The 24,275-nt window shown below is 45.4% G+C and carries 24 protein-coding genes; 16 read left to right on the forward strand and 8 right to left on the reverse strand.

What is annotated here, in order from left to right; translation table 11 throughout:
* Positions 1 to 22: 22 nt before the first annotated feature.
* From QUA77_RS03470 to QUA77_RS03480, 3 genes are all read right to left on the reverse strand, one after another.
* On the reverse strand, positions 23 to 2,827 hold the full coding sequence (locus QUA77_RS03470) for a tetratricopeptide repeat protein (protein WP_333449278.1): 2,805 nt from the start codon (positions 2,825 to 2,827) through the stop codon (positions 23 to 25).
* Positions 2,828 to 3,103: 276 nt separating this feature from the next.
* On the reverse strand, positions 3,104 to 3,967 hold the full coding sequence (locus QUA77_RS03475; RefSeq protein WP_333034760.1) for a calcium-binding protein: 864 nt from the start codon (positions 3,965 to 3,967) through the stop codon (positions 3,104 to 3,106).
* 255 nt (positions 3,968 to 4,222) lie between these two features.
* Positions 4,223 to 4,429, reverse strand: coding sequence for a hypothetical protein (locus QUA77_RS03480; protein ID WP_333449279.1), 207 nt, complete (start codon positions 4,427 to 4,429; stop codon positions 4,223 to 4,225).
* A gap of 402 nt (positions 4,430 to 4,831) precedes the next feature.
* Here QUA77_RS03480 and QUA77_RS29260 point away from each other — a divergent pair, with 402 nt between their 5' ends.
* Positions 4,832 to 4,960 carry a transposase gene (locus QUA77_RS29260; protein ID WP_445242180.1) on the forward strand — a complete coding sequence of 43 codons (129 nt, stop codon included), beginning with the start codon at positions 4,832 to 4,834 and terminating at the stop codon, positions 4,958 to 4,960.
* A gap of 323 nt (positions 4,961 to 5,283) precedes the next feature.
* Here QUA77_RS29260 and QUA77_RS03485 read toward each other — a convergent pair whose 3' ends face one another.
* Entirely contained in the window at positions 5,284 to 5,463 is a 180-nt protein-coding gene (locus QUA77_RS03485; protein ID WP_333034761.1) for a hypothetical protein, read from the reverse strand.
* Between the two features lie 1,651 nt (positions 5,464 to 7,114).
* On the opposite strand from QUA77_RS03485, the gene QUA77_RS03490 reads away from it, so the two are divergent.
* Together QUA77_RS03490 and QUA77_RS03495 are read left to right on the forward strand one after the other, a co-directional pair.
* Positions 7,115 to 7,312 (forward strand): hypothetical protein, encoded by a 198-nt coding sequence (locus tag QUA77_RS03490; RefSeq protein WP_242724634.1) that lies wholly within the window; start codon positions 7,115 to 7,117, stop codon positions 7,310 to 7,312.
* Between the two features lie 702 nt (positions 7,313 to 8,014).
* On the forward strand, positions 8,015 to 8,215 hold the full coding sequence (locus QUA77_RS03495; RefSeq protein ID WP_333056545.1) for a hypothetical protein: 201 nt from the start codon (positions 8,015 to 8,017) through the stop codon (positions 8,213 to 8,215).
* Between the two features lie 148 nt (positions 8,216 to 8,363).
* Here QUA77_RS03495 and QUA77_RS03500 read toward each other — a convergent pair whose 3' ends face one another.
* Positions 8,364 to 9,113, reverse strand: coding sequence for a pentapeptide repeat-containing protein (locus QUA77_RS03500; RefSeq protein WP_333449280.1), 750 nt, complete (start codon positions 9,111 to 9,113; stop codon positions 8,364 to 8,366).
* A gap of 54 nt (positions 9,114 to 9,167) precedes the next feature.
* Between QUA77_RS03500 and QUA77_RS03505 the strand changes: the two genes are divergently transcribed.
* On the forward strand, positions 9,168 to 9,680 hold the full coding sequence (locus QUA77_RS03505) for a phosphoribosyltransferase family protein (RefSeq protein WP_333449281.1): 513 nt from the start codon (positions 9,168 to 9,170) through the stop codon (positions 9,678 to 9,680).
* Between the two features lie 229 nt (positions 9,681 to 9,909).
* Here the strand turns inward: QUA77_RS03505 and dxr are convergent, their stop codons facing one another.
* Positions 9,910 to 11,100 (reverse strand): 1-deoxy-D-xylulose-5-phosphate reductoisomerase, encoded by a 1,191-nt coding sequence (gene dxr, locus QUA77_RS03510; protein ID WP_333449282.1) that lies wholly within the window; start codon positions 11,098 to 11,100, stop codon positions 9,910 to 9,912.
* Between the two features lie 127 nt (positions 11,101 to 11,227).
* Here dxr and QUA77_RS03515 point away from each other — a divergent pair, with 127 nt between their 5' ends.
* Complete coding sequence (locus QUA77_RS03515; protein ID WP_333449311.1) at positions 11,228 to 12,811, forward strand: DUF2079 domain-containing protein; 1,584 nt, start codon at positions 11,228 to 11,230, stop codon at positions 12,809 to 12,811.
* A gap of 9 nt (positions 12,812 to 12,820) precedes the next feature.
* Positions 12,821 to 14,257, forward strand: a complete 1,437-nt coding sequence (locus tag QUA77_RS03520) for a DUF2079 domain-containing protein (protein WP_333449283.1) — start codon at positions 12,821 to 12,823, stop codon at positions 14,255 to 14,257.
* Positions 14,258 to 14,306: 49 nt separating this feature from the next.
* On the opposite strand, the gene cas6 is transcribed toward QUA77_RS03520, so the two are convergent.
* A complete protein-coding gene (gene cas6, locus QUA77_RS03525) occupies positions 14,307 to 15,431 on the reverse strand; it encodes a CRISPR-associated endoribonuclease Cas6 (RefSeq protein WP_333449284.1) in 1,125 nt (374 codons plus the stop codon).
* A 311-nt stretch (positions 15,432 to 15,742) separates the two neighbouring features.
* Between cas6 and QUA77_RS03530 the strand changes: the two genes are divergently transcribed.
* The 8 genes from QUA77_RS03530 to QUA77_RS03565 all read left to right on the forward strand — a co-directional run bounded on the left by QUA77_RS03530 (position 15,743) and on the right by QUA77_RS03565 (position 20,493).
* Positions 15,743 to 16,105 (forward strand): ferredoxin-thioredoxin reductase catalytic domain-containing protein, encoded by a 363-nt coding sequence (locus QUA77_RS03530; protein ID WP_172186333.1) that lies wholly within the window; start codon positions 15,743 to 15,745, stop codon positions 16,103 to 16,105.
* Between the two features lie 147 nt (positions 16,106 to 16,252).
* Complete coding sequence (locus tag QUA77_RS03535; RefSeq protein ID WP_333449285.1) at positions 16,253 to 16,666, forward strand: DUF309 domain-containing protein; 414 nt, start codon at positions 16,253 to 16,255, stop codon at positions 16,664 to 16,666.
* Between the two features lie 276 nt (positions 16,667 to 16,942).
* On the forward strand, positions 16,943 to 17,473 hold the full coding sequence (locus QUA77_RS03540; protein WP_333449286.1) for a hypothetical protein: 531 nt from the start codon (positions 16,943 to 16,945) through the stop codon (positions 17,471 to 17,473).
* The gene (locus QUA77_RS03545) at positions 17,474 to 17,611 is read left to right on the forward strand and encodes a DUF433 domain-containing protein (protein ID WP_445302056.1); all 138 of its coding nucleotides are present in this window, start codon (positions 17,474 to 17,476) and stop codon (positions 17,609 to 17,611) included.
* Positions 17,608 to 17,751 (forward strand): hypothetical protein, encoded by a 144-nt coding sequence (locus QUA77_RS03550; protein ID WP_333034778.1) that lies wholly within the window; start codon positions 17,608 to 17,610, stop codon positions 17,749 to 17,751. The genes QUA77_RS03545 and QUA77_RS03550 overlap by 4 nt, the downstream gene beginning before the upstream one ends.
* A gap of 121 nt (positions 17,752 to 17,872) precedes the next feature.
* Positions 17,873 to 18,343, forward strand: coding sequence for an LptA/OstA family protein (locus QUA77_RS03555; RefSeq protein WP_333034780.1), 471 nt, complete (start codon positions 17,873 to 17,875; stop codon positions 18,341 to 18,343).
* A 173-nt stretch (positions 18,344 to 18,516) separates the two neighbouring features.
* Positions 18,517 to 19,245 carry an LPS export ABC transporter ATP-binding protein gene (lptB, locus tag QUA77_RS03560; RefSeq protein ID WP_333034782.1) on the forward strand — a complete coding sequence of 243 codons (729 nt, stop codon included), beginning with the start codon at positions 18,517 to 18,519 and terminating at the stop codon, positions 19,243 to 19,245.
* An 81-nt stretch (positions 19,246 to 19,326) separates the two neighbouring features.
* A complete protein-coding gene (locus QUA77_RS03565; protein WP_333059050.1) occupies positions 19,327 to 20,493 on the forward strand; it encodes an LptF/LptG family permease in 1,167 nt (388 codons plus the stop codon).
* A 177-nt stretch (positions 20,494 to 20,670) separates the two neighbouring features.
* Here QUA77_RS03565 and QUA77_RS03570 read toward each other — a convergent pair whose 3' ends face one another.
* Positions 20,671 to 22,038: a hypothetical protein gene (locus QUA77_RS03570; RefSeq protein ID WP_333449287.1), complete on the reverse strand. Its 1,368-nt coding sequence runs from the start codon at positions 22,036 to 22,038 to the stop codon at positions 20,671 to 20,673.
* Between the two features lie 463 nt (positions 22,039 to 22,501).
* Between QUA77_RS03570 and pgl the strand changes: the two genes are divergently transcribed.
* Positions 22,502 to 23,221 carry a 6-phosphogluconolactonase gene (gene pgl / locus QUA77_RS03575; RefSeq protein WP_333449288.1) on the forward strand — a complete coding sequence of 240 codons (720 nt, stop codon included), beginning with the start codon at positions 22,502 to 22,504 and terminating at the stop codon, positions 23,219 to 23,221.
* A gap of 206 nt (positions 23,222 to 23,427) precedes the next feature.
* Positions 23,428 to 24,216, forward strand: a complete 789-nt coding sequence (locus QUA77_RS03580) for an FHA domain-containing protein (RefSeq protein WP_333034786.1) — start codon at positions 23,428 to 23,430, stop codon at positions 24,214 to 24,216.
* The last annotated feature ends 59 nt before the right edge of the window (positions 24,217 to 24,275 follow it).

A 24,275-nucleotide genomic window follows, 5' to 3' on the forward strand; every position in this document is an offset into this window, starting at 1 on the left:
TTAAACTTACTCCAGACACCAACTAACCCAAACCCACCACTTCAACCATCCTTTTCAGCGAACTCAAGTTCACTAAAATATCCTCAGTCAGCGAATTCTGATACATCAACTGTCTAATAGGATAGCATTCAAAAGCCTCCCCCGCTAAAAAGTAATGTTCCAACTGCAAATATTGACTGATTCCCCAGTAATAATGGCTGATATAGTGAGGCGACACTAACTCAATTACTTTAGTTCCCTGGCGACTAAAAATCGTATTTGTCAAGCCGCTGCCGTGGGCTGCCACTATCACCTCAGCGTGGTAAAAATGAGCTATTTGCTCTGCCAAAGACAGGGACTCAGGTAAAATAGAAACAAAGCCAAAGTTCTCCAAAACCTCAACCACATCTTCTTCGTTCAAAACTCGTCGATATCTTGCTTTGCTGCGGCTGATATAAATCCGTTTTGGATAGCTAGAACTAGGTATAATTCCCTGGAGAAACTCGCGCCTCAAAAAATCCATCGCCCACCCAGAAGGCCAGCCCAAATATCCCGGAAAAGACGGCACAATTAACTCTGTTGCTTGTATGTGAGGCAAGCGATCGCTCTCCAAGACTTTCTCTTCGGGAATGCCCAAAATTCTCAGACTTTCCCGCTGAAATTGGTGCTGACAACTATTCACCAAAAACCAATCAATTTCCGCCAAATCCCTACCGCTGTGCCGCAGCAATTCTATCCTCGGCAAAACGTCAACCATCCAGTGAAAATAGACATTTCCAGACAAACCAGAAAGCACCGCGACTCTGCCGTCAATTTGCTTGAGAGGCGGGAATGATTCTAAATTAAAAACGCTGTGTTTTCTAATATCATGCTTTTCGCATCCAGGTAAAAACCCCGGATAATCTCTCGACACATCACCCAACAAATAATTGTCAGGAGTAATTACAGCGATCGCCTTGCAAATCAGCCAATAATTTTCCTGCGGCACAATCCAAACTCGCCCGTTGGGAATTGCAGCCACAAAAGTCTTGGGCGACTGCACAGGTATCGGTTGCGCGTTGGACAAACGGCAAACTCCCCAACCCAAATGCACCGGATCGAACCACTTAGAAAGTCGCTGCAAACACAGCCCGCAAGTTAACCCGGTACAATCGGAATTTGCCAATTTGGAATTGGAGCTCGCAAATTGGGAATTCGGAATATTTTCGGGACTTGCTTCTGGTACAGATTTCCAAACTATTTCCACATAATTATCTGCATCCAACTTAGCCTTAACCAGCCAATCCCAACTCGATAAATAAATACCGTGAGGATGTTTTATAGAAGTGCTATCTGGCAATATAAAACTCTGTTTTTTCCACTCTTTCTGGTCTCCATACCCATGCAATTGCAACTCTAAAACTTTTTGATAATAATCGAGCGCCCGTTCCCAGCGCCCCTGTTTTTCCAGCAGTTTTGCCAACTCAAAATAAACCTGCGGTAAAGCAGGTTGAATCGTCAAAGCCATGTGGTAAACTGCAATTGCTGCACTGAACCGCTTTTGCTGGGCTAATGAATTTCCCACCCGCCAGTAAATCTCTGCATTGTGTGGCTGAATTTGCAAAGCTTTTTGATAATAAACGGCGGCAGATTCGTGTCCGCCGTACTCTGTTAAAGCATTTCCCAAATGCAAGTAAATTTCGGCTAAGTTATCGCAAATTTCAGCAATTGGTAATTGGGCATTTGGCATTGGGCATTTGGCATTGGGCATTTGGCATTGGGCATTGGGAATAGTTTCTTTTTCTTCCTTCTTCCCTCTTCCTTCTTCCTTCTTCCTTCCAGTTAGTGCTGTGAGAAATCGATCGCACGCAGCGATCGCCCTTGACAATTCATCATCTTCTACCGCCGCCACTCTCCGCCTTTGTGCCAAGCGGCAGTAAGCCTCAACAAAATCAGGCTTCAGAGCTATTGCCTTCTCAAAATAAGGCATGGCTTCCGCCACTTGACCCAAAACCATCAAAGAAAATCCGGCATCTGTATAGGCCGAAATATAGTCGGAATTGAGATCGATCGCGCGATCGAAACAAGCAAGCGCCGCCGAATGTTCCCCCTGTAATTGCCACGCTTTCCCTAGATTGTAGTGAGCCAAAACCATGTCCGGCTCCAACTCAATAGCTGTGAGGTAAGATGCGATCGCCCGATCGGGACTTTTGTCCAGCAAGGCTTGACCCAAATTATTGTGCAGCGTCGCCCAATCCGGCTTAATCTCGATCGCCCGCTGGTAAACTTCGATCGCCTCAGCAGCCCGATCGTCCTTGAGCAAAATCACACCCAGATTGCTGTAAGCTTCCACGTAATCCGGCTTCAGAGCAATCACCTGTCGGTAGGTATCCATTGCCGCTTCGAGCTGACTATTTTCATCTAAAACCACAGCCAGATTGTAGAAAGCATTGAGATAATCGGGTTTTTTGCCGATCGCATTTCGGTAACAGTTGATCGCCCCCAACAAATTACCCTGATTGTGAAAAATATTTCCCAAGTTATAATGAAGTTCCGCCCAATCTGGTTTCAAATCCAGAGCTTTTCGGTAGTGAAAAACCGCCTCATCCAGCCACGCATAGTCGCTATAAAGTTGACCCAAATAAGCATGAGCCAGAAAAAACTGCGGCGAAATCTCCAAAGCTTGCACAAAAGCGTCTCTTGCGGCCGTCGGATCGCCTTGAGCTTCGAGAATTTCGCCTAAAGTCGTGTAAGCCGAGGGCGAAAACGGTTGAAGTTCGATCGCCTTTTTGCAAAACTCGATCGCCTCAGTTAACTTCCCCCGGTTCAAATAAATTTGGGCTTGCCGGATATATTCTTCAGTGCTCATTGCTAGCCAGCAGTTGCGGTTTCTTTACCGCTTCAGTAAAACCTAGAAATTCTAATTTAAAAACTTTGTATTTATATTTTGCCCCATCGGGCGATCGATTAATTTTATCAATAACTGTCGATCAATTTTTTTTACGGCCCCTGCTTTAGTTCCTGCATTGAATATTTCAACCTCACCCCGCTTGTAGCAGAGTGAGGTTGAAATCCTTTAAAACTACCGGCTTTGTGATAACCGCCCCGAATCTTATCCGGTGCCGCCCCACAACAGCCAGTTGTTTTAGAACAACTCGAAGTTGTTCGAGGTAATCGTCAGGCCAGGCTGCAACTGAGCAATAGTTAGCACTCCGCTGGTGCCGTTGAAGTACAACGCACCGCTTGTTGGGTCGTAGACTAACTTGTTCGTCGTGCCTGTTCCTGGAGTAGCTGCGTTGAAACCCGAAACGACGACAAACTCGCTTGCCTCGAGGCCGCTACCCAAACCAGCGAACACACCGCCCTGTTTCAAGCGGATCTTATCTTCGCCTGGGGTAAAGTCAGTGATCGTGTCTACGCCATAATCGCCACCGCTGGAGAAGAAGTAGAACGTATCGCTGCCAGCACCGCCGGTGAGGACATCAGCGCCTCTGTCGCCAGAGATAAAGTCATTGCCCGATCCGCCATTGACAGTATCGTTTTCTTTACCGCCGAACAGGCTGTCGTTGCCGTCGTCGCCGCTGACAATATCGTTGCCTCGGCCACCAAAGACTGTATCGTTGCCACCGCCACCGAGTACGGTGTCGTTGCCGTTGTCGCCAGAAACCAAGTCATTGCCATCACCGCCGTCTACGAGGTCATCCCCTTTACCAGCAAAGATCCGGTCGTCGCCGCTGCCACCAGCTACAACATCGGCGCCGCTGCCTGAAAAGATATTATCGTTGCCGCCGCCGCCGCCGATACTGTCATTTCCGCCTCCGGAAATAATCAGGTCGTCGCCACCGCCACCAGCGACGGCATCAGCGCCCGCAAAAGTCAGGATGATATCGCTGCCTTCGCTGCCGTTCAACCTGTTGCCGCTGGCGATGCCGATAACGGTTGAGCCAGTGCCACCAATACCACCTGATAGTGAACTTGCTGGCTGTGTTGGATTAGTTACCTGTGTCATTTACACTCCTCCTAAAAGATCAATCATTTTTCTACAATACACTTTTCCCTCCAAAGGGATTCAATAAATGAAACCGGACATCGGTTGAGACCCTAATTGACCCGGCTGCTATAAGCTGTCATGTAATTTAATTTGTCAGCAGCGAGCCTCGGAGCGCGAGTTGAATCCTGTATTCGTTGAGCAGCAAATCTCGGTTGTTTCCTGCTTTTGACTCTCGACTCCACCACTGCCTCCTCTAACACGAAAATATTCCACTTAAACGTTTGCGAGTTTACCATAATGACCGTCGATATGGCTAGTCATTATTAAAACAATACCCGGAAGATACACAGAGACCATTTTTAATCGGAGTATGCTCTCAAGATTGAGAAGTTGCACCGGGTCTTTGGCACTGTCGATCGCCGGAGAGTTCGATCGCCCGCAATGGGGCTGGAACTGAGCGGCGATTTCTTTTAAGTACACTGTAGTTGACCAGACTTTTGATTTTCGCCAATAGTTCCCCAGAAATCAAAATTTTTTAACTGGCTTTGAAAGCAAGCCCGCGCACGCTGGAGGCCGTATTTAATCAAAAGTGCGTCCCAACACAGTCCCGGACGGGCTTTTGAGCCTCAGCACCTGGATGTTTCCAGCCAAATCCCTCACGATTAATGCAGGATTAGGGCTAAAAAACCCAGTTTTTCAACCCTAATCCGTCATTTCAACCATGAGCCGCATCCATCCGGACAACAGACAATGCAGCGATCGTCTTTTGGTGAAGTTGGAATCAACGGTGAGCTGGTAGATTTGTGACGGTACTGTCACTAGATTTTAGATTTTAGATTTTAGATTTAGTCCACAGATGAATCGCAGTTATCGGTTGGCGCAATTGTAGTGATGGATACTTTACCTGTTCATAATGCTGAAGCCGTCATTTTTTTGATGGTATCTATCGTCGGCTCCCAAGTAAAGTTATTACCTCCATACTCGCCGGATTTATCTCCCATCGAGTTGTAGTGGGCAAAAATCAAAGCGATTTTCCGTTCTGAAGCATATCCACCTTCAAATCTTCTTGATGAAGCGATTACTAAAGCTATTAATGCTCTTACTGATGAAAATGCTTGACGATCCTTTCATCACTCTGGTCTCTTTTGAGAACCAATTAATATAGTTAATTTTTGTGGTACATTCGATGGCTAATACCTGTGATTGAAAATATTAAGTTTTTAGCAAAGAGTTTTTTACTAATTGTGGTTAACTTCGAGCTGAGCATTAACGAGCAGCAAATTTCCAGAAATTTGGTTCGGCATTCATTCAGAGAAAATATCTACAATTTATTCCTAGCGGTGTGCTTCTAGTTGCGCTGGTGAGGCGTTGGAATTACTATGGCTGTCGTACTTGTAGATGTGAGCGTCACTCTCGAAAATATAATTGATGGAAGTAGCTGCATAGTATGTCAGCGCTAGCAGCGACAATAGATTAAGAACTCTATAAATTGGTTTCTCAGATACTTCGTTCATTTTGACTCCTACTTTCTATGCAAATAACGAATTTGGATACCGTGACGGCACTTTTTTTTAGAAGTTCCCAAACATCTCGTACCTCTAAAAACTTAGCTGGCTCCCGTTATACACTCCTGATGCCCGATCGCCAAAAATAAGTCGTACTTGAGATTTGAAAGAGTTTTTGTTGCCTATTTCATATTGCAGTCTCTGCCTTGAATTGTCTATCTAACTGCGGTAAGAGTTAGGCATTTTGGACGCAAACGAACTCTACAATTTCCTGTTTAGAGCTACTAAGATTTGAAGAAAGGGAGCTCGAAAAGCTTAAAGGGCAAAGAGCCTAGCTGTTTTTCCACGCCTGGCCAGGATTTTCCCACCTTCGATGAATGGTACGCAGCGGCCAGAAGTAATCAAAATTCTTAAGTTGGTCAGCGGCAGGCGAAAATATGTCTGAAGTTATATTTTTGCAAACAACAGGCCATGTTACATTACATATTAATTTTGAGCTTGGTTGAGGTGGCAGATAATTTTTGAATAAAAAAATATTGTGGTCGCTGTCCGACAATTTCGGTCTGACAGTTGTGCCTGAACAATTTTGACTGAGTCGCACCATTAATTCACAATGTCACCGAAGAAAATTAGGTATCAGTCGATTGGATACTTCTGCGTGAGACGTTCGGCGAGCCCTGAGTTAATCTCGCTCAGTTGAACGATTTTAGATTTGAGATTTATTCAACAGAGGAATCGGAGAGCTTGAAGAAAAGCCTAAAATTAAGGGCTGCTGCCGACTGCTGTAGGAAACTTGTATCCGTTTTTGGGCGGGATCAAAAAGCAGAAGGCAGAATTTGATAGCGGTAAAAAAATACTGTTTTAGGATTCAGATTTTTTATTGGATTCTACCTTCTAGCTGCATTTTTTTTACAATTAAAAAGATAAATTACTCGCTGCCAGGAGCGATGGACGCAGAATAATTTAGGACGAGATAAGCGACTTTGTTGAAGCTAGTTACTTCCACAATTTATTAGAATTCTTGCTCGCATTGAGCTGTTTTTACCACAGACTTTTTGCTGGTAATTTGCAAAAGGGATAGGGGCAGAACAACAGGCCAAAACAGAGGCCCCATTATTAAGGCTATCCAAGATATCACGTCTTTTTTAGATGTGGCTGTATCATTCCAAAAACTTTTGAACCAAACAAGAAAAACGATTAAGGCAATCGAAAAGTAGCTAATCATTATCATTTTTTTACCTGCCTGTCTGTCTATAGATGGGATAGAAGTATTTATAATTATTATATCTCAGGGTGTGGCTCGCCGATCGCAACTTTATGCCCTGAGCTGCAACCTGCAAGTGTCTAAAACCCAAAGTTTCACAGCTATCCAAGTCCAGAGCCTGCGATGTAGAGCGGACTTACTCCCGCTGCGCGGCGGTTTTGGGTTCTCAAAGCCTTGCGTTCAGAGCTTTTCGAGGTTTTGTCAAACCTTGAGGATACCACCCAAATTATAGCTTATGCGATCGAGATCTGTGGTTTTATGTGATTTAAATCACTTATAATGGCAGACTTTGGTCACAAATCGAGCCGAGAACGATCACACAGCTTAGCCGACTGCAATCACCCTACTCTTTTCTCAAATGCTCGATATTATAATAGTCGAGTTCAACGAGATTTCATGCAAGCTCTGACTTTAAAATCTGATCGAGCGATCGCTGAACTGTTCTATCAAGTCACCCATTCAGGCAATCTGACTCGCACTCAAAGCCACGGATTGCGGGAACTCTGCCAAAGCGCTCTCAGCGAAGACGCCAGAGATGCAGTCAACCGCCTGCTGCACGCCATCCGCCGCGGATGGGTCAGGATTTCCGATTAGTCTCCTCACACAAGAAGTTGAGATTAGTATTTCTACTTTCTCTCCTGTCAAGCTTTGCCAACAATAAGATTTTCGTGAGTAGGTCGCTCCATTAACACTCTCCCAAAAAAATTGTACTGCGATCAAAAAGCTCGACCCGGTTTCTTGAAGAAGCCGGGATTTTTGATTTGAAGCAGCCAGTCGATTTGAGATTTGAGATTAGAGATTTGAGATTGACTTCACAGATGAATCTGGGAGCTTGAACTAGAGCTTAAAATTGGGGGCGGATGGCCCCTCCTGTCGGAAACTTGTATCGGTTTTTTAGCGGGTTATTAAGTATATCCACGGAACAAAGACCACACCAAGAAACTAGGTAAATCTAGGTAAAAGCGGGTTTATAAACACCGTCAAAGTTTTACGTTGAATTAAGCCAAGCGATTTAGCTAGCAGTCATTAGTAATCTATTAATAGACAAATATTAACAAATTTGTCACAGTCTCTTGACAAAAAGTAGAGATTTCGGAGTTGCCAAAAGCGAGGACTCGGGACAGAGTTGGTGTTTCAAGTAGCAGGGCTATCGAGGACATATCCAATTCCCTAGTCCGGCTGACACAAATCACTCATCAAGAGCCAATGGATCACATTTACTCCCGTAGTTGAATCACATAAAAATTGGGAAAATCAGTCAATACTGTCAAGAGTGAGTTCAAAAAAAAACACATGATGACAACCCAAACGCTTTTACCTCAATTTACTATTGCAGAGCTAGTCTTTCAGGTATATCACTCCGGTCTGCTGACTCCCACTCACCGACAACAGCTCAAGACAGCCCTGTTAAATGACTGTCTTACCGAAGAAGATCAAACAGCCATCAACCGCTTGCTCCACGCCGTTCGCCGTGGCTGGCTGAAAGTTGTAGATTAAAGTCGGTTCTAAATTTTTTGCCACTACTCTTTAAATGCACTGTCACTTAAAGGCAGAATTAAATCCCCTTAAAAAAATCAGGCATTAGCCTAAATGTAGGGTGCGCCACAGGCACCCTGCCGTTTTAACTTCTATTTTCTCAGCTTATTTAGTCAGAGATTGTGCCGTCAGGCATCATCGCCTCTCTCAGATTGGCTTCATCCAAATTTGTCCCGCGCAAAGAAGCTTGATGCAAGTTTGCTCCCCGGAGATTTGCTCCCTTAAGGGAAACTCCGCTCAAATCTGCTTTATGAAGATTTGCACAGCTCAAGTTAGCTCCGCTCAAATCGGCTCCCTTCAAATCAGCTTTTTCCAGATTTGCTTCCGTCAAATTAGCCCAACTCAGATTTGCTTGAGTTAGGTTAGCACGGCTGAGGTCAGCTTGTGTTAAGTTCGCATCCGTTAAATTTGCTTTGCTCAGGTTGATTCCGCAAAGCTTTACTTCTGTCAAGTTTGCACCTTGCAAGTTAGCGTTAACTGCATAAACTTGAATCAAAATTGCCCCCTGAAGGTTTGCATCTCTCATGTCTGCACCCCTGAGACTCGCCCCCGTTAAATCGGCCCCGCTGAAGACGACACTCCGCAAGATGGCTCCGCTCAAGTTCGCTCCCACCGCCTCGCATTCGCCAAAATTAGCGGACATGAGGTTGGCTTGGGAGAGGTTGGCTTGGCTGATATCTGCTTGATACAGATTGGCTCTGTAGAGGGTGAGACCGATCGAATTTGCACCTTTTAAATTAGCGTGACTCAGGTCAATATCGCGCAAATTTGTCCTTGACATATGGGCACCGCTCAGGTCTACTTTGTGAAAAACCCGTTCTCCGGCTGCATACCGTCTGAGAAGTTCATCTGCATCCATGTCATTTTCCCCAAAATAATTAATAATACCTTTGATATTTCAATAATATTAGGAATGAGTGACCTTTACGTTTCTTGGCCTGAGTACCATCGGAAAATTGAGGATTTGGCTGTAAAAATTGAGGAATCTCAGTGGAAATTCGATCGAATTGTCTGTCTGGCGAGGGGAGGGCTGCGGGTTGGAGATACTCTGTCACGGATTTTCGACAAACCTCTGGCGATTTTAGCGGCCTCGTCCTATGGTGGGGCAGAGGGAAATGTCCGGGGTGCGATCGAGTTTGCCCGCGATTTGACAATGGTGGGCGATAATTTGGGCAGCCACATTCTTCTGATTGACGATTTGGTGGATTCGGGAATTAGTTTAGAGCAAGGTATCGCTTGGCTCAAGAGTCGCTACGGCGAGAATATTCAGGAAATTCGGACTGCTGTGCTTTGGTACAAAGCTTGTTCTGTTGCAAAGCCGGATTATTATGTAGATTATTTGGCTGAGAATCCTTGGATTCACCAACCGTTTGAAATGTACGAAAAAATGAGTGCGGCTGATTTGGTGGCGAAAGTTGGGAGTTAGTCAATAAAAGACTAAAATCAGGTCAAATTTTTATAGGATTTTGCCGATATCTTGCACTTTTTGGCATAGTCCGCCAGGGGTTTTTAACCCCTGTCTCATAGCTAAAGTCCTCTGAAAGAGGACTGGATATTTATCAAGGTTGGGCAGTCGGTTTCAACCGACTTTAGCTATGAGACGGGGAATTAATTCCTCGGCGGGCTTGTGGCTAAGTGCAAGTCTGCTGATACAATTAGCGAATCGAAAGAATACGATCGCCCAATTCCATACTATCTGCCAAAACTTCCTGCCGCGCCCACCTATCCGCGGCCAAAATATCCTCTAAACCAGGACTTTCACAGTTATCGGTTTGATGTTTGTCGCACGCCTTCTCAATCAACTTTGGAATATCCAAAAACTGAATCTTCTCCTGCAAAAATAGCGCTACTGCCTGTTCGTTTGCCGCATTCAGCACCGCCGGCATCGAACCGCCCGCACGTCCAGCCGCATAAGCCAACTGCATACAAGGATACTTTTCGTGGTCTGGTTCTCGGAAAGTCAAATCCCCAGCTTTTACCAAATCCAGCCGTTCCCAATCTGTATGAATTCGCTCCGGCCAAGACAAAGCGTAAAGCAGCGGCAAGCGCATATCCGGCCATCCCAATTGCGCCAAAACTGAGGTATCTTGCAGCTCAATTAACGAGTGAATTATGCTCTGGGGATGAATGACAATATCAATGTCGTCATAATCCATTCCGAATAAGTAATGAGCCTCAATGACTTCTAATCCTTTATTCATCAAAGTAGCAGAATCGATCGTGATTTTCTGCCCCATAGACCAATTCGGATGTTTCAAGGCATCGGCTACTGTTACTGCGGCTAATTTGTCGATCGGCAAATCTCGAAAAGAACCGCCCGAAGCAGTGAGAATAATTCGCCGCAACCCGCCAACCATCACACCTTGCAGGCATTGAAAAATTGCTGAATGTTCCGAGTCAGCAGGCAATATTTTAACACCGTATTTTTCGATTAAGGGGTTGACAACGGGGCCCCCTGCGATTAATGTTTCTTTATTTGCTAAGGCGATATCTTTGCCTGCTTTGATAGCCGCAATTGTTGGCAGCAAACCGGCACAGCCAACTATGCCCGTGACGACGGCTTGAGCGTCACCGTATTGAGCAACTTCGACAACGCCTGACTCGCCAGCAAGTAAAATAGGTTGAGGGTCGAGATCTGCGATCGCCTCCTTCAATTCCAGTAATTTATCTTCGTCGCAAACCGCGACAATTTCCGGTCGAAACTGACGAATTTGCTGGGCGAGCAACGTTACATTTCGTCCGGCGGTTAACCCGACAATCCGAAATTGATCGGGGTATTGAGCTACAATATCCAGAGTCTGAGTGCCGATGGAGCCTGTGGAGCCGAGAAGAGTTATTGCTTTCACAATTTTTTAATGTTTTGTGGATTATTCTAATATTACGATTGCGGGGATAAAAATTAGTGGTTAACTATTGCGTGGAAAGCACATTCGATGGAATCATATTTTGAGTGACCACCTAGTGCCAGATTTCATGCAGAATAGGGAAAATTTTGCTGATGACCGTGAGGACATCAGTGTCTCGATCGCCGAAAATATAGAGGAAGGTCGATCGCAGCTACCGTCGAGTTTGGTTTGGGCGATGGCTACTGCTGCGGCAATTTTCTTTTTGTGTAGCAGTTTACGGCACGCTTTATTCCAATCAACTGCTTTCGATTTGGGAATTTTTGACCAAGCAATTTACTTGATCAGCCAAAACCAAACGCCTTTTTCTTCTTTAATGAGGATGCATATTTTGGGCGATCACGCAGCGGTAATCTATTATCCGCTAGCTTGGCTGTACAAAATTTACCCGAATGTGCATTGGCTGCTGTTGGTACAAGCAGTTGCATTATCCCTGGGGGCTTGGCCTACGTGGAGTTTAGCGCGTTTGGCAGGTTTAAATCAAGAACAATCGCGTGCGATCGCATTGATTTATTTGCTCTATCCCGTGGTATTTAACATCAATTTATTTGATTTTCACCCGGAAGTAATCGCTTTACCCGCACTTTTGGCAGCAATTTTGCCAGCGCGTTTAAATAAAATTGTGTGGTTTTGTACCGCTATTGTGTTAGTTCTCAGTTGCAAGGCGGTTTTGTCCCTAACCGTTGTTGCTATGGGTTTCTGGCTGTTTTTTTGCGAAAAAAAGCAACGGTACGGGGCGATCGCACTTTTGCTAGGTGCAGCTTGGTTTTTGATAGCTTCCCAGAAAATCATCCCCTTCTTTAGCGGTAGCGAAGTCGCTGGAGTCGGGCGCTACAGCTATTTAGGCAAATCCGTACTAGAAATTATCATCAATCTCATATTAAAACCACAGTTAGTATTAGGAAAAATCCTTTCATTCGATACATTCAAATATTTATTTCTCCTCACCTTACCTGTGATTTGGCTGCTATTGCCATTTTCCGGCAAACTACGCCTAAAATATTTAACCGCCCTAATTCCTGCCATCCCTACCCTGCTGATAAATATCCTCTCTGACTTGTCATTTCAACGCAGTTTAGCCTATCAGTATTCAGTGCCTGTAATTCCATTTTTATTTTTAGCAGTAATCGCGAAGGAAGAAACAAGGAACAGGGAAGAAATAAAAGGCAATCAGGAAGAGGATAAAGCAAATAAGCAACATTTTTTAACATGGGTCAATCTGCCACAATTTAAAAACTTCCGAATTTCTCAACTTTGGCAGGGAATTCAACTGCCGAGAATCATGATAATTTGGTCATTACTAATTTTCCTATGTGTGGGCGAATATAAAGATTTTTATCTGTACATAAATCGACTGGATACCTGGCAAGCTACACGCGAAGCAGTCGCACAAGTTCAACCGCAAAGCAGTATTTTAACAGATAATAGACTTGCCCCTCACTTTACCCACCGACCCATAGTAAAATTGCTGTCACAAATTTCGCCCCAAACAAATTTAGCTGAATTTCAATACATATTATTAAACCTGCGCCATCCCTGGCCTGATACTGAAAAACTTGGTGCTACGTTAGCAAATAAACTTAAAACTTCTCCCGATTTTAAATTAACTTATCAAAAAAACGAAGTCCTGCTATTTAAACGAAGGGCTGATTAAACCAATAAAATGCTAACTTTAAAATCCCTAAAATCTCATCCAGTATTTTTAATGATTGTCGTGACAACGATAGTCTTATTTGCCGCCAGCAGCGCGCGGCACGCTTTGTTTCAGTCAACTGCATTCGACTTAGCAATTTTTGACCAAGCAATTTATTTAATCTCCCAAAATCAAACGCCATTTTCCTCTTTAATGGCAATAAATATTTGGGGGGATCACGCTGCTTTTATTTTCTATCCCCTAGCTTTACTTTACAAAATATATCCAGATGTTCACTGGCTTTTTTTAGTGCAAGCTGTTGCCCTAGCTTTAGGCGCTTGGCCGAGTTGGAGTTTGGCACGTCAAGCCGGATTAAATAATAGCATATCTTGGGCGATCGCCTGTACTTACCTCCTCTATCCATTAGTATTTAATGTCAATCTCTTCGACTTCCACCCAGAAGTCATTGCTTTACCAGCACTGCTAGCAGCAATCTTAGCCGCGAGGCTCAATCAAACCTTGTGGTTTTGTGCTGCTATTGTATTAGTTTTGAGCTGCAAAGCCGTCCTATCTTTAACTGTGGCTGCGATGGGTTTGTGGCTGTTGTGTTTTGACAAAAAACGTAATTGTGGGTTCATAGCTCTCTTTCTAGGCGCGGGTTGGTTCCTAGTAGTTACTCAGGCAGTTATACCGTATTTTAATCAGGGAAGAGAACACGCGGCAATTGGGCGATATCAATATTTGGGCAACTCAGTTTTGGAAATTGCTATTAATTTAATAGTGAAACCAAATCTAGTTTTAGGGCGTTTATTTTGTTTAGAAACTTTGGAATATTTAGCCTTATTGCTATTACCAGTAATTTGGTGGCTGTCCCCGCGTCATCTGTCATCTTTAATTAGTGCTGTGCCGATGTTGGCGATGAATATTCTTTCCGATCGCCCCGCTCAGCGGGATTTAGTTCATCAATATTCTGTGCCGATATTGCCGTTTTTGTTGGTTGCCGTAATTTCCAGTTTAGCAGCTAGCAATCAGCAAAAGGGAAAGACAATATTTGATAGATTGCCAATTCCTAATTATCCATTGCCTAGAGTCATTGTAATTTGGTCGTTGATTTCTTTCTTAGCTTTAGCGAAATACGGCTATTTTTGGACTATTTATTTAAATGGGATCGACACTTTGCCAGCTACCAGAGAGGCAATTTCTCTTGTTGAAACCAAAGGCAGTGTTTTAACAAATGTTCAGATTGCTCCGCATTTAGCGCACCGCCCTGTAGTAAGATTAACTCAGGCTAACGCGCCGCCTGCAAATCTCGCAGAATTTGATTATGTATTGCTGAACCTCAGATATCCTGGCTGGATGAGCGATCGAGCTTTTGTGGAAAACCTCATAACTCAACTAAAAAACAACCCTCAATTTCAACTAAAATATCAGCGAGACGACATATACCTATTTACTAAGAGTCATTAGTCAGCAGTCATCAGTCAACAGTCAACAGTCAACAGTCAACAAGTTCCCGCTAATCCTCCACTTTCAAAGCCCTTCTTGCCAACTTCACGTAAGTTTTCACAGTTTCATAAGGCATTTCCAAATCAGCAGCAATATCAAACAAAGATTCCCCCAATTCCCGGCGCCCCAAAATCGTCGCCCAAGTTTCCGCAATCTCAGCAGCGCGACTTCCACCTTTACGCTTTCTCAGTGCCATAAACTTCTTTGTCAATTCATCTATTCGCGCCCCCAAGACGCTTTGTATTGACACTTCAGGTAGGGCTTCTGTCAACCATTGTGTTCGCGTTTGTCCCAATCCAAAAGTTGTTTTGTGGCCAGTGCCGCAGTAAGGCGCTAACCGCCCCAAAGCATAAAATAATTGTACAAAATCAGGACGATTGTGAGCCGATCGCCCTAGCCCAAATTCCACAGCCCCAGTGAACCCAGTTACCATGCCTTTTTTGCCCGCCGCTACCTTTTGCGACTCCAAGTTGTGGCGGCTAATAATTGCATTTTCATCAATCCAATTCAAAAATTCTGTTTGGTCAAATTTTACCCCCGAAAAATTATTCCAGTTACGCAAATAGCTGTGAAAAACATTTTCGGGAACTGGCAGAGGGAAGTGATGGCCTTTGCTACGAAAGCTTGTAGGAGTCACAAAACTAAGTTTAATGGTTGGGAAAAATGGGGGTTCTGCTGTTAATAATTGCTCATAAGTTGTGGGTGCAAAAGCAATATCCCAAGACCGAATTAGCAGCGGAGCATTTCGCAAATTTATCTCTTTGGGCAAATTTTGCAGCCACTGACTCAGCCACTGCACTACGGGCTTTGAAAGTCCTGTTACGTACCAGCGATAAATGCGATCGCCCAAAAGCTGAAATTCTTTGCCACCAGGGAGCAAATCACCTTCCAATCCCGAAATAGTAAAGGCTTTTTCTGACTGTTCATCGTGCAAAAGTTGTGATAAATCCGGGTCAGTTTGCTGTACTTGACCTAAAAACCAAGCGTGCAAACCTATAGCATACTGCGCGTACAGATAGCTAGCAGCGCGGGGAGTCAATTCCAACACTAATCCGACTAACTCAGTGTCAGCCGGCCAAATCAGCCCAGAAAGAGGAGATTTTTTGCTGTGGGTGCGGTTCGGGGAAGTTGCCATCAGATGCCGTGCCTATAGCCGTCACAGAAAGAGTGCCGTGCTATCTTATCCGATTTTAATCCCCTTTGGGGGATGATAGTTGAGGGCGAGCGATCGCCCAAATCTTTTGGCAGCTCCAAAAACCAGGTCTGCCGCAAGTTTGCCGCACCCTCCGGGATAGACAAAAACCACTAAAAAACCAACAACCTAAAACTCAATCTTTGTCAAGGTTTTCTTCCTTGTAACTAAACAGAAATATACCAGTGTTTAAAATCACATTCTGCGCTACAATTGTCAAAAGCTCGTAGCATCCTCAACTCCGATCCTAAACTATGAACACAACAGAAAAATCTAAACTCTCCAACGAAAAAACTTTGGAGGCGATGAAGAATTTCTCCGAAACCTACGCCAAGCGCACGGGAACTTACTTTTGTTCTGAACCTTCCGTCACTGCTGTCGTGATAGAAGGACTAGCAAAACACAAGGATGAACTAGGCGCTCCCTTATGCCCTTGTCGCCATTACGAAGATAAAGAAGCCGAAGTAAAAGCCGCCTACTGGAACTGTCCCTGCATTCCCATGCGCGAGCGCAAAGAGTGTCACTGTATGTTATTTTTGACGCCAGATAACGATTTCGCTGGAACTAATCAGGAAATTGGAATGGATCAAATTCAAGCTGTGAGAGATACTATGTAATCGGTTAAGTAGGCGGTCGTGAAATGGCAGTAGTTTTGAAAATAAGTCGGAATTTTTCCTGTTTTTAAGACTTAGCTATTAAAAAACAATCGATCGCCGCCTACTCAAACACACATCCGCCATCGAAAATACCCAATCTCCAATCGAATGACAGAGGAAATGCCGAGCGAGTTTTGGCAAGGTATCGAACAGTTTAATAGTCAAGACTTTTATGATTGTCACGACACACTAGAGGCTTTGTGGATGGAAGCTGGCGACCCAGAAAAAAGATTTTATCAGGGAATATTACAAATTGCCGTCGCGCTTTATCACTTAGGAAATCACAACTGGCGCGGTGCAGTAATCTTGCTGGGAGAAGGAATAAATCGGCTCAGTTATTATCAGCCTAGTTATGCTGGAATTGCTGTTGAAGACTTGCTCGGACAAAGTGCTAAACTTTTGATCGCTTTGCAACAAGCAGGGCCGGAAAAAGTTGCTGAATTTGTACCTTTATTAACAGGTGCAGAAGTTGCAGGCTTGCAATTGCCACGAATTATTAAACTAAAACCAACTTCAATATGAGCAGGCTGGGGGAGCGAATTCGATCGAGAAAAGGAGATTCCGATCGGAGTAAGAAGGGGTTGACATACATGAGCAACCTGCCGTATTTTTAGGTCATTTTATGTATTTACCGCATTTGCTAGACAATTATAAGTTATATCATGTCCGGTTGAATAGTTATCATACTTTTGTCCGACCAGGCCAGTACAGGATTTATTAGTAATTAACCTGACTTGATATTAGACCTCGATTCTTCGGTGATGTGGTAAGTCCAGAGAAACATATAGGAGTGTTTTCATGAGTGGTGTGAGAAAGCAAGCTTGCGCGATCACCCTGTCCATTTTGGTTTTGTGGGGCGTAACATCAATTGTGACTAAATTTTCTGCTCAATCCGAAATGGCGGTACCTGCTTTAGCTTCAAACATTATAAGAATCGAAGACGTAAACGATAAAAAAACAAGGAGGCAAAACCAAATTCCTGAACTGCCGAATATTGATGCAGTTGATGTACTTGAGGCAGGATACTTTCCTTCAAAGTCAGGTGATTTGATAACATCAAGCCGCACCGTCACACTTAAAGGAGAGCTAGCACAGCAAGTAGCACATCTATGGCGACAACTAATACCGGGTGACTCGGCACGTTGCCACACACCAGCATTTGGGTTGCGTTTTTACTTCAAAGAAAAGTCTGTACTACAGGCATCGATGTGCTGGCACTGTAACAATATGTATCTATGGGAAAAGAGCAGCAAATCTCTCTATGGTGTAGATATGGACCAGCCTTCTGCTCAGAAACTGTTTTCTTTGTTAGAAAAAATTATGAAATAAATTTTAGAGGATCTTGCAGGTGGTATGACAGAAGCAGAAATTCTAGAGGATTTTTCAGAGCTTACATTTGAAGATATTAAAGCCTGTCTTGCTTTTGCTGCCGATCGTGAGAAAAAGTTATTTGTGGCATCGCTGTGAAACTACCAGCTTATGCGTTGTACATTGAGAGGCTGCCCGAAACTTCCCGATCGCCGAAACCGTCAAAAAACTTGCAAATCCAGCAAATTAGCTTTCGCAGGCAAACAGGCAAAGAAAGTGCTGCTGTCTTGCTAGGATAATTGGTTGAGACTCTCAGGTAAGTCGATCGACCTCACGGGAATCTTTCTGGCCGTTAAGATAAAATACCTAACTGGAGATAATACCCTTCAGCAATTTCACAAATATTGAGGCTCCAAGCTTATGATGCCCTCCGCTAAACTACTCAATTCCCGACTATTCAAAGGATTATCGCTGCTTTTGCCCCTGACTCTGGCAGGCGCGATCGCCTCTCCCACCTACCCGCAAGCCGGGCCGCCCCGCACTCTGAGTGTGCGATCGGACATTCAAGAAGCCGACTCCAAAACCGGCATCGTGACAGCCCGCGGCAACGTCCAAATCAACTATCCAGCCCGCCAAATACAAGCAACCGCAGCTCAAGCTCAATATTTCAGCCGCGAGCGCCGGATCATTCTCAGCGGAGATGTTTACGTATTGCAGCAGGGCAACAGCCTGCGCGGCGAAACCATAACATACCTCATCGACGAAGGGCGGTTTATTGCCCTGCCAGACAACCCAGGACAGGTAGAATCTGTCTATCTGGTTGCCCCGGAACAAGATGCGGCAGCCCAAAATGCAGTGGGCTCCCCACGTCCAACTACAGCCCCCCGGTAACAGTGGCTTGCAGCAGCGAAATTTCGCCTCAGCCAAAACATACTACTTGGGATAGATGCGAAATTTCGTCTTTATAAAACTCACAAACTTGAAAAGGTAAAATTTAAATTAGAGACTCGATCGCACAAAGCCGCAGTCTGAAATTTAGCTTGTAGAGGTTGCCGGGAGCGAAAATGAAAATTGTACTCGAAAATATTCACAAATCCTACGGAAAACGCAATGTAGTTAGTCGCGTCAACCTGTCAGTAGCCCAAGGAGAAATCGTAGGATTGCTAGGCCCCAACGGTGCAGGCAAAACCACAACATTTTACATAGCAACCGGATTAGAAAAACCCAATCAAGGCACCGTTTGGCTAAACGATTTAGACATCACTAAATTGGCGATGCACCAGCGAGCACATTTGGGAATTGGCTATCTCGCTCAAGAAGCAAGCATTTTCCGAAACATGAGCGTGCGGGACAACATTTTGTTAGTTTTAGAACAAACTCAAGTGCCGCGCTGGGAATGGCGCGAGCGAGTCGATTTCCTATTGCAAGAATTTCGCTTAGAAAAAATAGCATCTAGTTTGGGAATTCAAATATCCGGGGGAGAAAGACGGCGGACTGAACTAGCCAGAGCATTAGCTGCAGGGCGAGACGGGCCCATGTTCCTATTTTTAGACGAACCGTTTGCAGGCGTCGATCCAATCGCCGTAGACGAAATTCAAACCATTATTGCTAAACTGCGCGATCGTAAAATCGGCATCCTCATCACCGATCACAACGTCCGAGAAACCCTCGAAATTACCGATCGAGCATACATCATGCGAGACGGCCAAATTTTAGCCTCCGGGGCTGAAGAAGAACTCTACAGCAACCCTTTAGTGCGACAGTATTACTTAGGTGACAACTTCGTGCGATAGTCTTTTGAAGGCATTCCGCATCCGCCATAATTTTAGATTTGAGATGTTAGATTGAGGAGCCAACTGCAAAAATCCCAAAGTATGAAAATAGCAATATCCAATTCTTTGAATCCCATCAACTGGCTGCCGAGAATTTCAGTAATGGACTGGTACATTACCAAAGAACTAATCGGCCCCTTTTTATTTGGCGTCGGACTCTTTACATCCGTCGCCGTCACAGTTGGAGCTTTATTTGAATTAGTCCGCAGAGTAGCAGAATCCGGCCTCCCCTACGGCGCAGCCATAGAAATTTTTCTCCTGCAAATTCCCTACTTCGTAGTATTGGCTTTCCCCATGTCAATGCTGCTAGCAACCTTAATGGCCTACAGCCGAATGTCAAGCGACAGCGAACTCATCGCCCTCCGCAGTTGCGGAGTTAGCGTTTACCGATTGATACTGCCTGCAGTGGTTATGAGTTTAATTGTTGCCGGCTTCACCTTTGGTTTGCAAGAGTTAGTTGTACCCGCCGCTAGCTACAGAGCTACTCTGACTTTAGACAGAGCCCTGAAGCGAGAAAAACCCACATTTCAAGATAGAAATATTATCTACACAGAATTTCGCAAACCAGAAAAAGGCGGCGACGAAATCCTCGCCCGCTTTTTTTATGCAGAACAGTTTGACGGCCAGCAAATGAAAGGTTTAACAATTATCGATCGCTCCACCCCAGGCCTCAATCAAATCGTTTCTTCAGAATCCGCTACTTGGAATCCCTCAGAAAATACCTGGGATTTTTTCAACGGAACCGCTTATATAGTAGCTCCTGATGGCTCTTACCGCAATATAGTTAGGTTTCAACACCAGCAATTGCAACTCCCCCGCACGCCCTTAGATTTAGCTGCGAGAGCCCGGGATTTTAAGGAAATGAACATTGCCCAAGCTTTAGAGCGTTTGGATATCCTTAAAAACAGTGGCGACGAACCGCAAATTCGCAAATTAAAGGTGCGAATTCAAGAAAAATATGCTTTTCCTTTCGTGTGCATGGTATTTGGTTTAGTGGGAGCGGCTTTGGGAACTCAACCGCGCCGCTCCGGCCGAGGAACGAGTTTTGGTATTAGCGTAGTTGTGATTTTTACTTACTACGTATTTTCTTTCATCACCAGTTCTATGGGCGTGAAAGCTGTTTTGACTCCGATTCTGTCGGCTTGGCTGCCGATCATGTTTGGCTTGGGAATCGGAGGATTGTTGTTGGTGCGGGCCGCCGCTAGGTAAGTTTTACCACTACACTAACATTGGGAATGGCGAATTCGGAACTTGTACTGCAATTCGACTGCCTTCGGCTCCCTTCCCTCCGACTATGCTGAGGAAAACCCAAGTCGAAGCCCAGGAACAGCGTAGCCTAAGTATTGGGAATTGATAATATCGTTTTCGTGGCCGAACTTCCTTCATTTAAGGATTAGAAAAAGTATTGATTTCGCCACCGCCAATGTAGCGTCCCGGAGCCAGGGAGCGGGGTGTAGCAAAAGTTTGAGGTTGAATGGGCTGCACGCCCTGACTTGTATTTTGGGGAACAACTCCAAAGTTAGGTGGCTCCGGCAAATTAAGCTGACTCGGTGGAGGTGTTTGAAATTGAGAATTAGCTGAATTAGGAGAGAATTGAGGGCTAATTATCTTGCTTCCGCCAATCCCATTCGGAAAGGGAGATGGACCGACATTTGGAAGTAGAGGTGTTGGCGAAGGTATGGTTACTGGAGGTAACACAGGTTGAACTTCAGGTGCGAAGCCTGAGCCAGATAAATTAGTTTGGTAGGGATTTTTCGGCAAAGCCACCGTTGCAGCCCCTGCATTAATTTCGGGAAGGCTGGGTACTCGGGAAGTTAACCCAGCCAATGATTCAGGGACTGTAGCTGTCGGTTGTAAGAATTCTTGAGATTCCTTGCTCACAGTATTTGTCGGAGCCACAAGTGGGAGAAGTGCTGTGGGAACATTCACAGGATTTGCTCCACTTTGAGCTGTAGCGGTTGTTGGGAGTAAATTTGTCGCATTTCCTGCCGCCGGATCGGAAGCCGGTCGATCGAGCAATTTAGCCGAGTCTGCTCTTTTCTGAGCCGAAGCCGCCGTTGCCGAAGTGTTAGCAACGACGTATTTTTTCATAGCTGCTTGCAGCGGACTCAAAGGCAGAGAATTTTCGTTTTGTTTACCTGAATTAGCATCACTCGACGCCTGGGATAAAGTGGCTGTCGCTGTACCCCCAGACTCAGGCTCGATCGTTTTTATCCCGGAAGTCAGTCTCCCACTGCCAGATAAACTCAACCCTGATGTGGCGTTTGAACTTGGCAAGCTGGAATTTTGGGGGTTATTGTTTCCGCCCTCGACAGCAGGATCTGCTAAATTTGGCAAGGATAAAAATCCACTGCTTCCTACCCGCTTGGGGGCTGAAGATGGCTGAGGAGTTTCTAAGTCCCGATCTCGAAGTTCCTCGAATAAACCTTTGCTTTTTACTACTGATGAATTTAACAAGTTTAGTTCAGAAGCAGTAGAGCCATTAAACTGATTGACTAGCACTGGTAAGCTGTCGATTTCAGCCGCAATGGCGGTATCTTCAGCAGATAGCCCCGATAGCGAAGCTGGAGTGTTTGAGGCTGGTTCTTCTTCGCCATCTATGCTCAACCTTTCTGGATTTACCGAGACCTCCCAGATAAATAACCCCCCCGCACACAGCACGGCTAAGGGAGCCCAAACTGCGGGTTGCGTCCAGTGGCGCAACCGCGCTATTAGATAGCGGACAGATGTAGGAAATCGCTTAAAAATTGACATAGTTTTGCTTCCATCCGAGCGTGCGGATTTAAAACTATTTTTCCTAGTCTACCACATCAATCTTGATTATTTTTGCTATGCCGGGATAAGTGCGATCGGGAGCATCTCGGTTTGGCTTTTACTGTCGGTGTGCGATCGTCCGGCTGGCTATATTTATAGATTTTGCTGTGCGGGACGGAGCAAAGTCCCAAAAAACGCTTTTTACTTTCTGCAGAGATGCTCCGAGTACGATCAAACTTTTGATTGAAAGTTGCGAAAGCTCAATGCAACCGATGAAAATCAATAAAGCATTGGTAGAAATATGTCTTGCTTTCCTTAAATCAAGGGGCATAAGATGATAAAATATTATGGGGTGCTGTGGCCGGTCTGCCGGGTATGTCAGCAGATCGACCTCAAACCAAAATGTCAAGGTAAAATTGGCAATTGCTGAGAATAACACCCAAGGAAAGTTGAGAGGAAATTAATGAAAAAAGTAGTTGAAGTATTAGCAAATCGGGAACAACTAATAGATCGATCGCTGGAGATTGTGCTGTCGAAAATCTCAGAAGCCATAGCCGAACGCGGACTTTGTACGATCGCCGCAGCGGGCGGAAGCACACCCGAACCCCTCTACAGAGCGATCGCAGCCCAAGACCTGCCTTGGGAGAAAATTCACGTTTTCTGGGGCGACGAACGCTACGTTCCCCCAGAACATCCAGACAGCAATCAAAAAATGGCGCGCCTCGCGTGGCTCGATCGAGTGAATATCCCCGCCAGCAACATCCACCCCATGCCCACAGGCGCCGGCGACCCCGCAGCCGACGCTGCGGCGCACCAAACCGAATTGCAGCAGTTCTTCAAAGTATCCGAGGGCGAGTTTCCTGCCTTCGACATCATTTTATTGGGCATAGGAGACGACGCCCACACAGCCTCTCTATTTCCCGGCACAGCAGCCTTGGAAGTCCGCGATGCCCTAGTAACTGTCGGCAACAAAGACGGTCAACCGCGCATTACCTTTACAGTCCCCTTAATCAACCGGGCCCGGTGCGTCATCTTCATGGTCGCAGGAGCCAGCAAACAACCCGCCCTTGCTCAAATTTTTGCCCCCGCAGCCGACGACATGACTTATCCAGCCAGACTCGTTCAACCAGAAGGCGAGCTTTGGTGGCTGCTCGATGCGGCGGCTGGCGAAGCAGTAAAATAGCCGACAGAGCCGCAAGCGTGCCAACACAGTCAGCATTATCACTAACTCAATCTTGCCCATCACAGCTAACGTCACGGCGTCAGCTCAGTTGCTAGTATTAGCGAAGCAATATAAGAATTGTGGCGGTTAAAGTTAAAATTTGACCATATACACGAGTATTTTTATGAGGCTGATTTGAAAATCTGGCCGATAGCAAGGAGAAATCGATGATTGTCTGTCCCAATTGCAATCACCAGAACCCCGACGGGGCCAGCCAGTGTGAGGCTTGCTACACGCCTTTACCTGTTACCGCAAGTTGCTCGAACTGCGGTGCAGCAGTTCAGACAGATGCAGCATTTTGCGGCCAGTGTGGCTTTAACTTGCGTCCGGGTTCCATAGTTCCAGAAGTTGAGGTGACAGTACCGTCCCCCTCACCTGTAGGCCCCACAGTGGTATCGTCACCGGCGCCGGATTTAGTCCCACCCGATCCCCTGATGGCGGAACCTCTAGTTACCCTGAATAAGGGCCTTAACTTGGAAAAAACTCCCGCCAGCATTCCGACGATTCCCGATCCCCCGCCATCGCCCTCGGTTCCTGTTACAACTGAATCGGTGGCAACACCAGTAAATATCTCTCCTACGGTTCCGGGCCCACAGCCAGCAGGTGTAGCTAAAACTCAACTGCAACAGCAGTCGGCCCGCCTGCTACACGTTCAGACAAATACGCCGATGGAATTGCCTCACAGTCTGTCTGTGGTTCACATAGGCAAGCCAAATGACTTAGTACCGCCGGATATTGATGTTTCGGGATTTGCTAATTCTGAGATAGTTTCTCGGGTACACGCAAATCTCCGGGTGGAGGGAGATGCTTGCTACCTAGAAGATGTAGGCAGTTCCAACGGCACTTACGTCAACAATACTCCGCTACCCAAGGGAAACCGCCACCGGTTGCGACCGGGAGACCGCATCTCTCTGGGCAAAGGAGACCTGGTTACGTTTTTATTTCAAATCTCTTAGAGCGAGTTTGGATTGGGCGATCGAAAGTCTAAAATCTAAAATCGCATATTAAGGCGCTC

The sequence above is a fragment of the Microcoleus sp. K5-D4 genome, assembly GCF_036704575.1.
Lineage (GTDB): Bacteria > Cyanobacteriota > Cyanobacteriia > Cyanobacteriales > Microcoleaceae > Microcoleus.

Excerpts from the sequence above, each read along its gene's own strand:
- QUA77_RS03470 (WP_333449278.1), bottom strand. The coding sequence starts at position 2,827 with ATGAGCACTGAAGAATATATCCGGCAAGCCCAAATTTATTTGAACCGG.
- QUA77_RS03475 (WP_333034760.1), bottom strand. The coding sequence starts at position 3,967 with ATGACACAGGTAACTAATCCAACACAGCCAGCAAGTTCACTATCAGGT.
- QUA77_RS03485 (WP_333034761.1), bottom strand. The coding sequence starts at position 5,463 with ATGAACGAAGTATCTGAGAAACCAATTTATAGAGTTCTTAATCTATTG.
- QUA77_RS03490 (WP_242724634.1), top strand. The coding sequence starts at position 7,115 with ATGCAAGCTCTGACTTTAAAATCTGATCGAGCGATCGCTGAACTGTTC.
- QUA77_RS03495 (WP_333056545.1), top strand. The coding sequence starts at position 8,015 with ATGACAACCCAAACGCTTTTACCTCAATTTACTATTGCAGAGCTAGTC.
- QUA77_RS03500 (WP_333449280.1), bottom strand. The coding sequence starts at position 9,113 with ATGGATGCAGATGAACTTCTCAGACGGTATGCAGCCGGAGAACGGGTT.
- QUA77_RS03505 (WP_333449281.1), top strand. The coding sequence starts at position 9,168 with ATGAGTGACCTTTACGTTTCTTGGCCTGAGTACCATCGGAAAATTGAG.
- QUA77_RS03515 (WP_333449311.1), top strand. The coding sequence starts at position 11,228 with ATGCAGAATAGGGAAAATTTTGCTGATGACCGTGAGGACATCAGTGTC.
- QUA77_RS03520 (WP_333449283.1), top strand. The coding sequence starts at position 12,821 with ATGCTAACTTTAAAATCCCTAAAATCTCATCCAGTATTTTTAATGATT.
- cas6 (WP_333449284.1), bottom strand. The coding sequence starts at position 15,431 with ATGGCAACTTCCCCGAACCGCACCCACAGCAAAAAATCTCCTCTTTCT.
- QUA77_RS03530 (WP_172186333.1), top strand. The coding sequence starts at position 15,743 with ATGAACACAACAGAAAAATCTAAACTCTCCAACGAAAAAACTTTGGAG.
- QUA77_RS03535 (WP_333449285.1), top strand. The coding sequence starts at position 16,253 with ATGACAGAGGAAATGCCGAGCGAGTTTTGGCAAGGTATCGAACAGTTT.
- QUA77_RS03540 (WP_333449286.1), top strand. The coding sequence starts at position 16,943 with ATGAGTGGTGTGAGAAAGCAAGCTTGCGCGATCACCCTGTCCATTTTG.
- QUA77_RS03555 (WP_333034780.1), top strand. The coding sequence starts at position 17,873 with ATGATGCCCTCCGCTAAACTACTCAATTCCCGACTATTCAAAGGATTA.
- lptB (WP_333034782.1), top strand. The coding sequence starts at position 18,517 with ATGAAAATTGTACTCGAAAATATTCACAAATCCTACGGAAAACGCAAT.
- QUA77_RS03565 (WP_333059050.1), top strand. The coding sequence starts at position 19,327 with ATGAAAATAGCAATATCCAATTCTTTGAATCCCATCAACTGGCTGCCG.
- QUA77_RS03570 (WP_333449287.1), bottom strand. The coding sequence starts at position 22,038 with ATGTCAATTTTTAAGCGATTTCCTACATCTGTCCGCTATCTAATAGCG.
- pgl (WP_333449288.1), top strand. The coding sequence starts at position 22,502 with ATGAAAAAAGTAGTTGAAGTATTAGCAAATCGGGAACAACTAATAGAT.
- QUA77_RS03580 (WP_333034786.1), top strand. The coding sequence starts at position 23,428 with ATGATTGTCTGTCCCAATTGCAATCACCAGAACCCCGACGGGGCCAGC.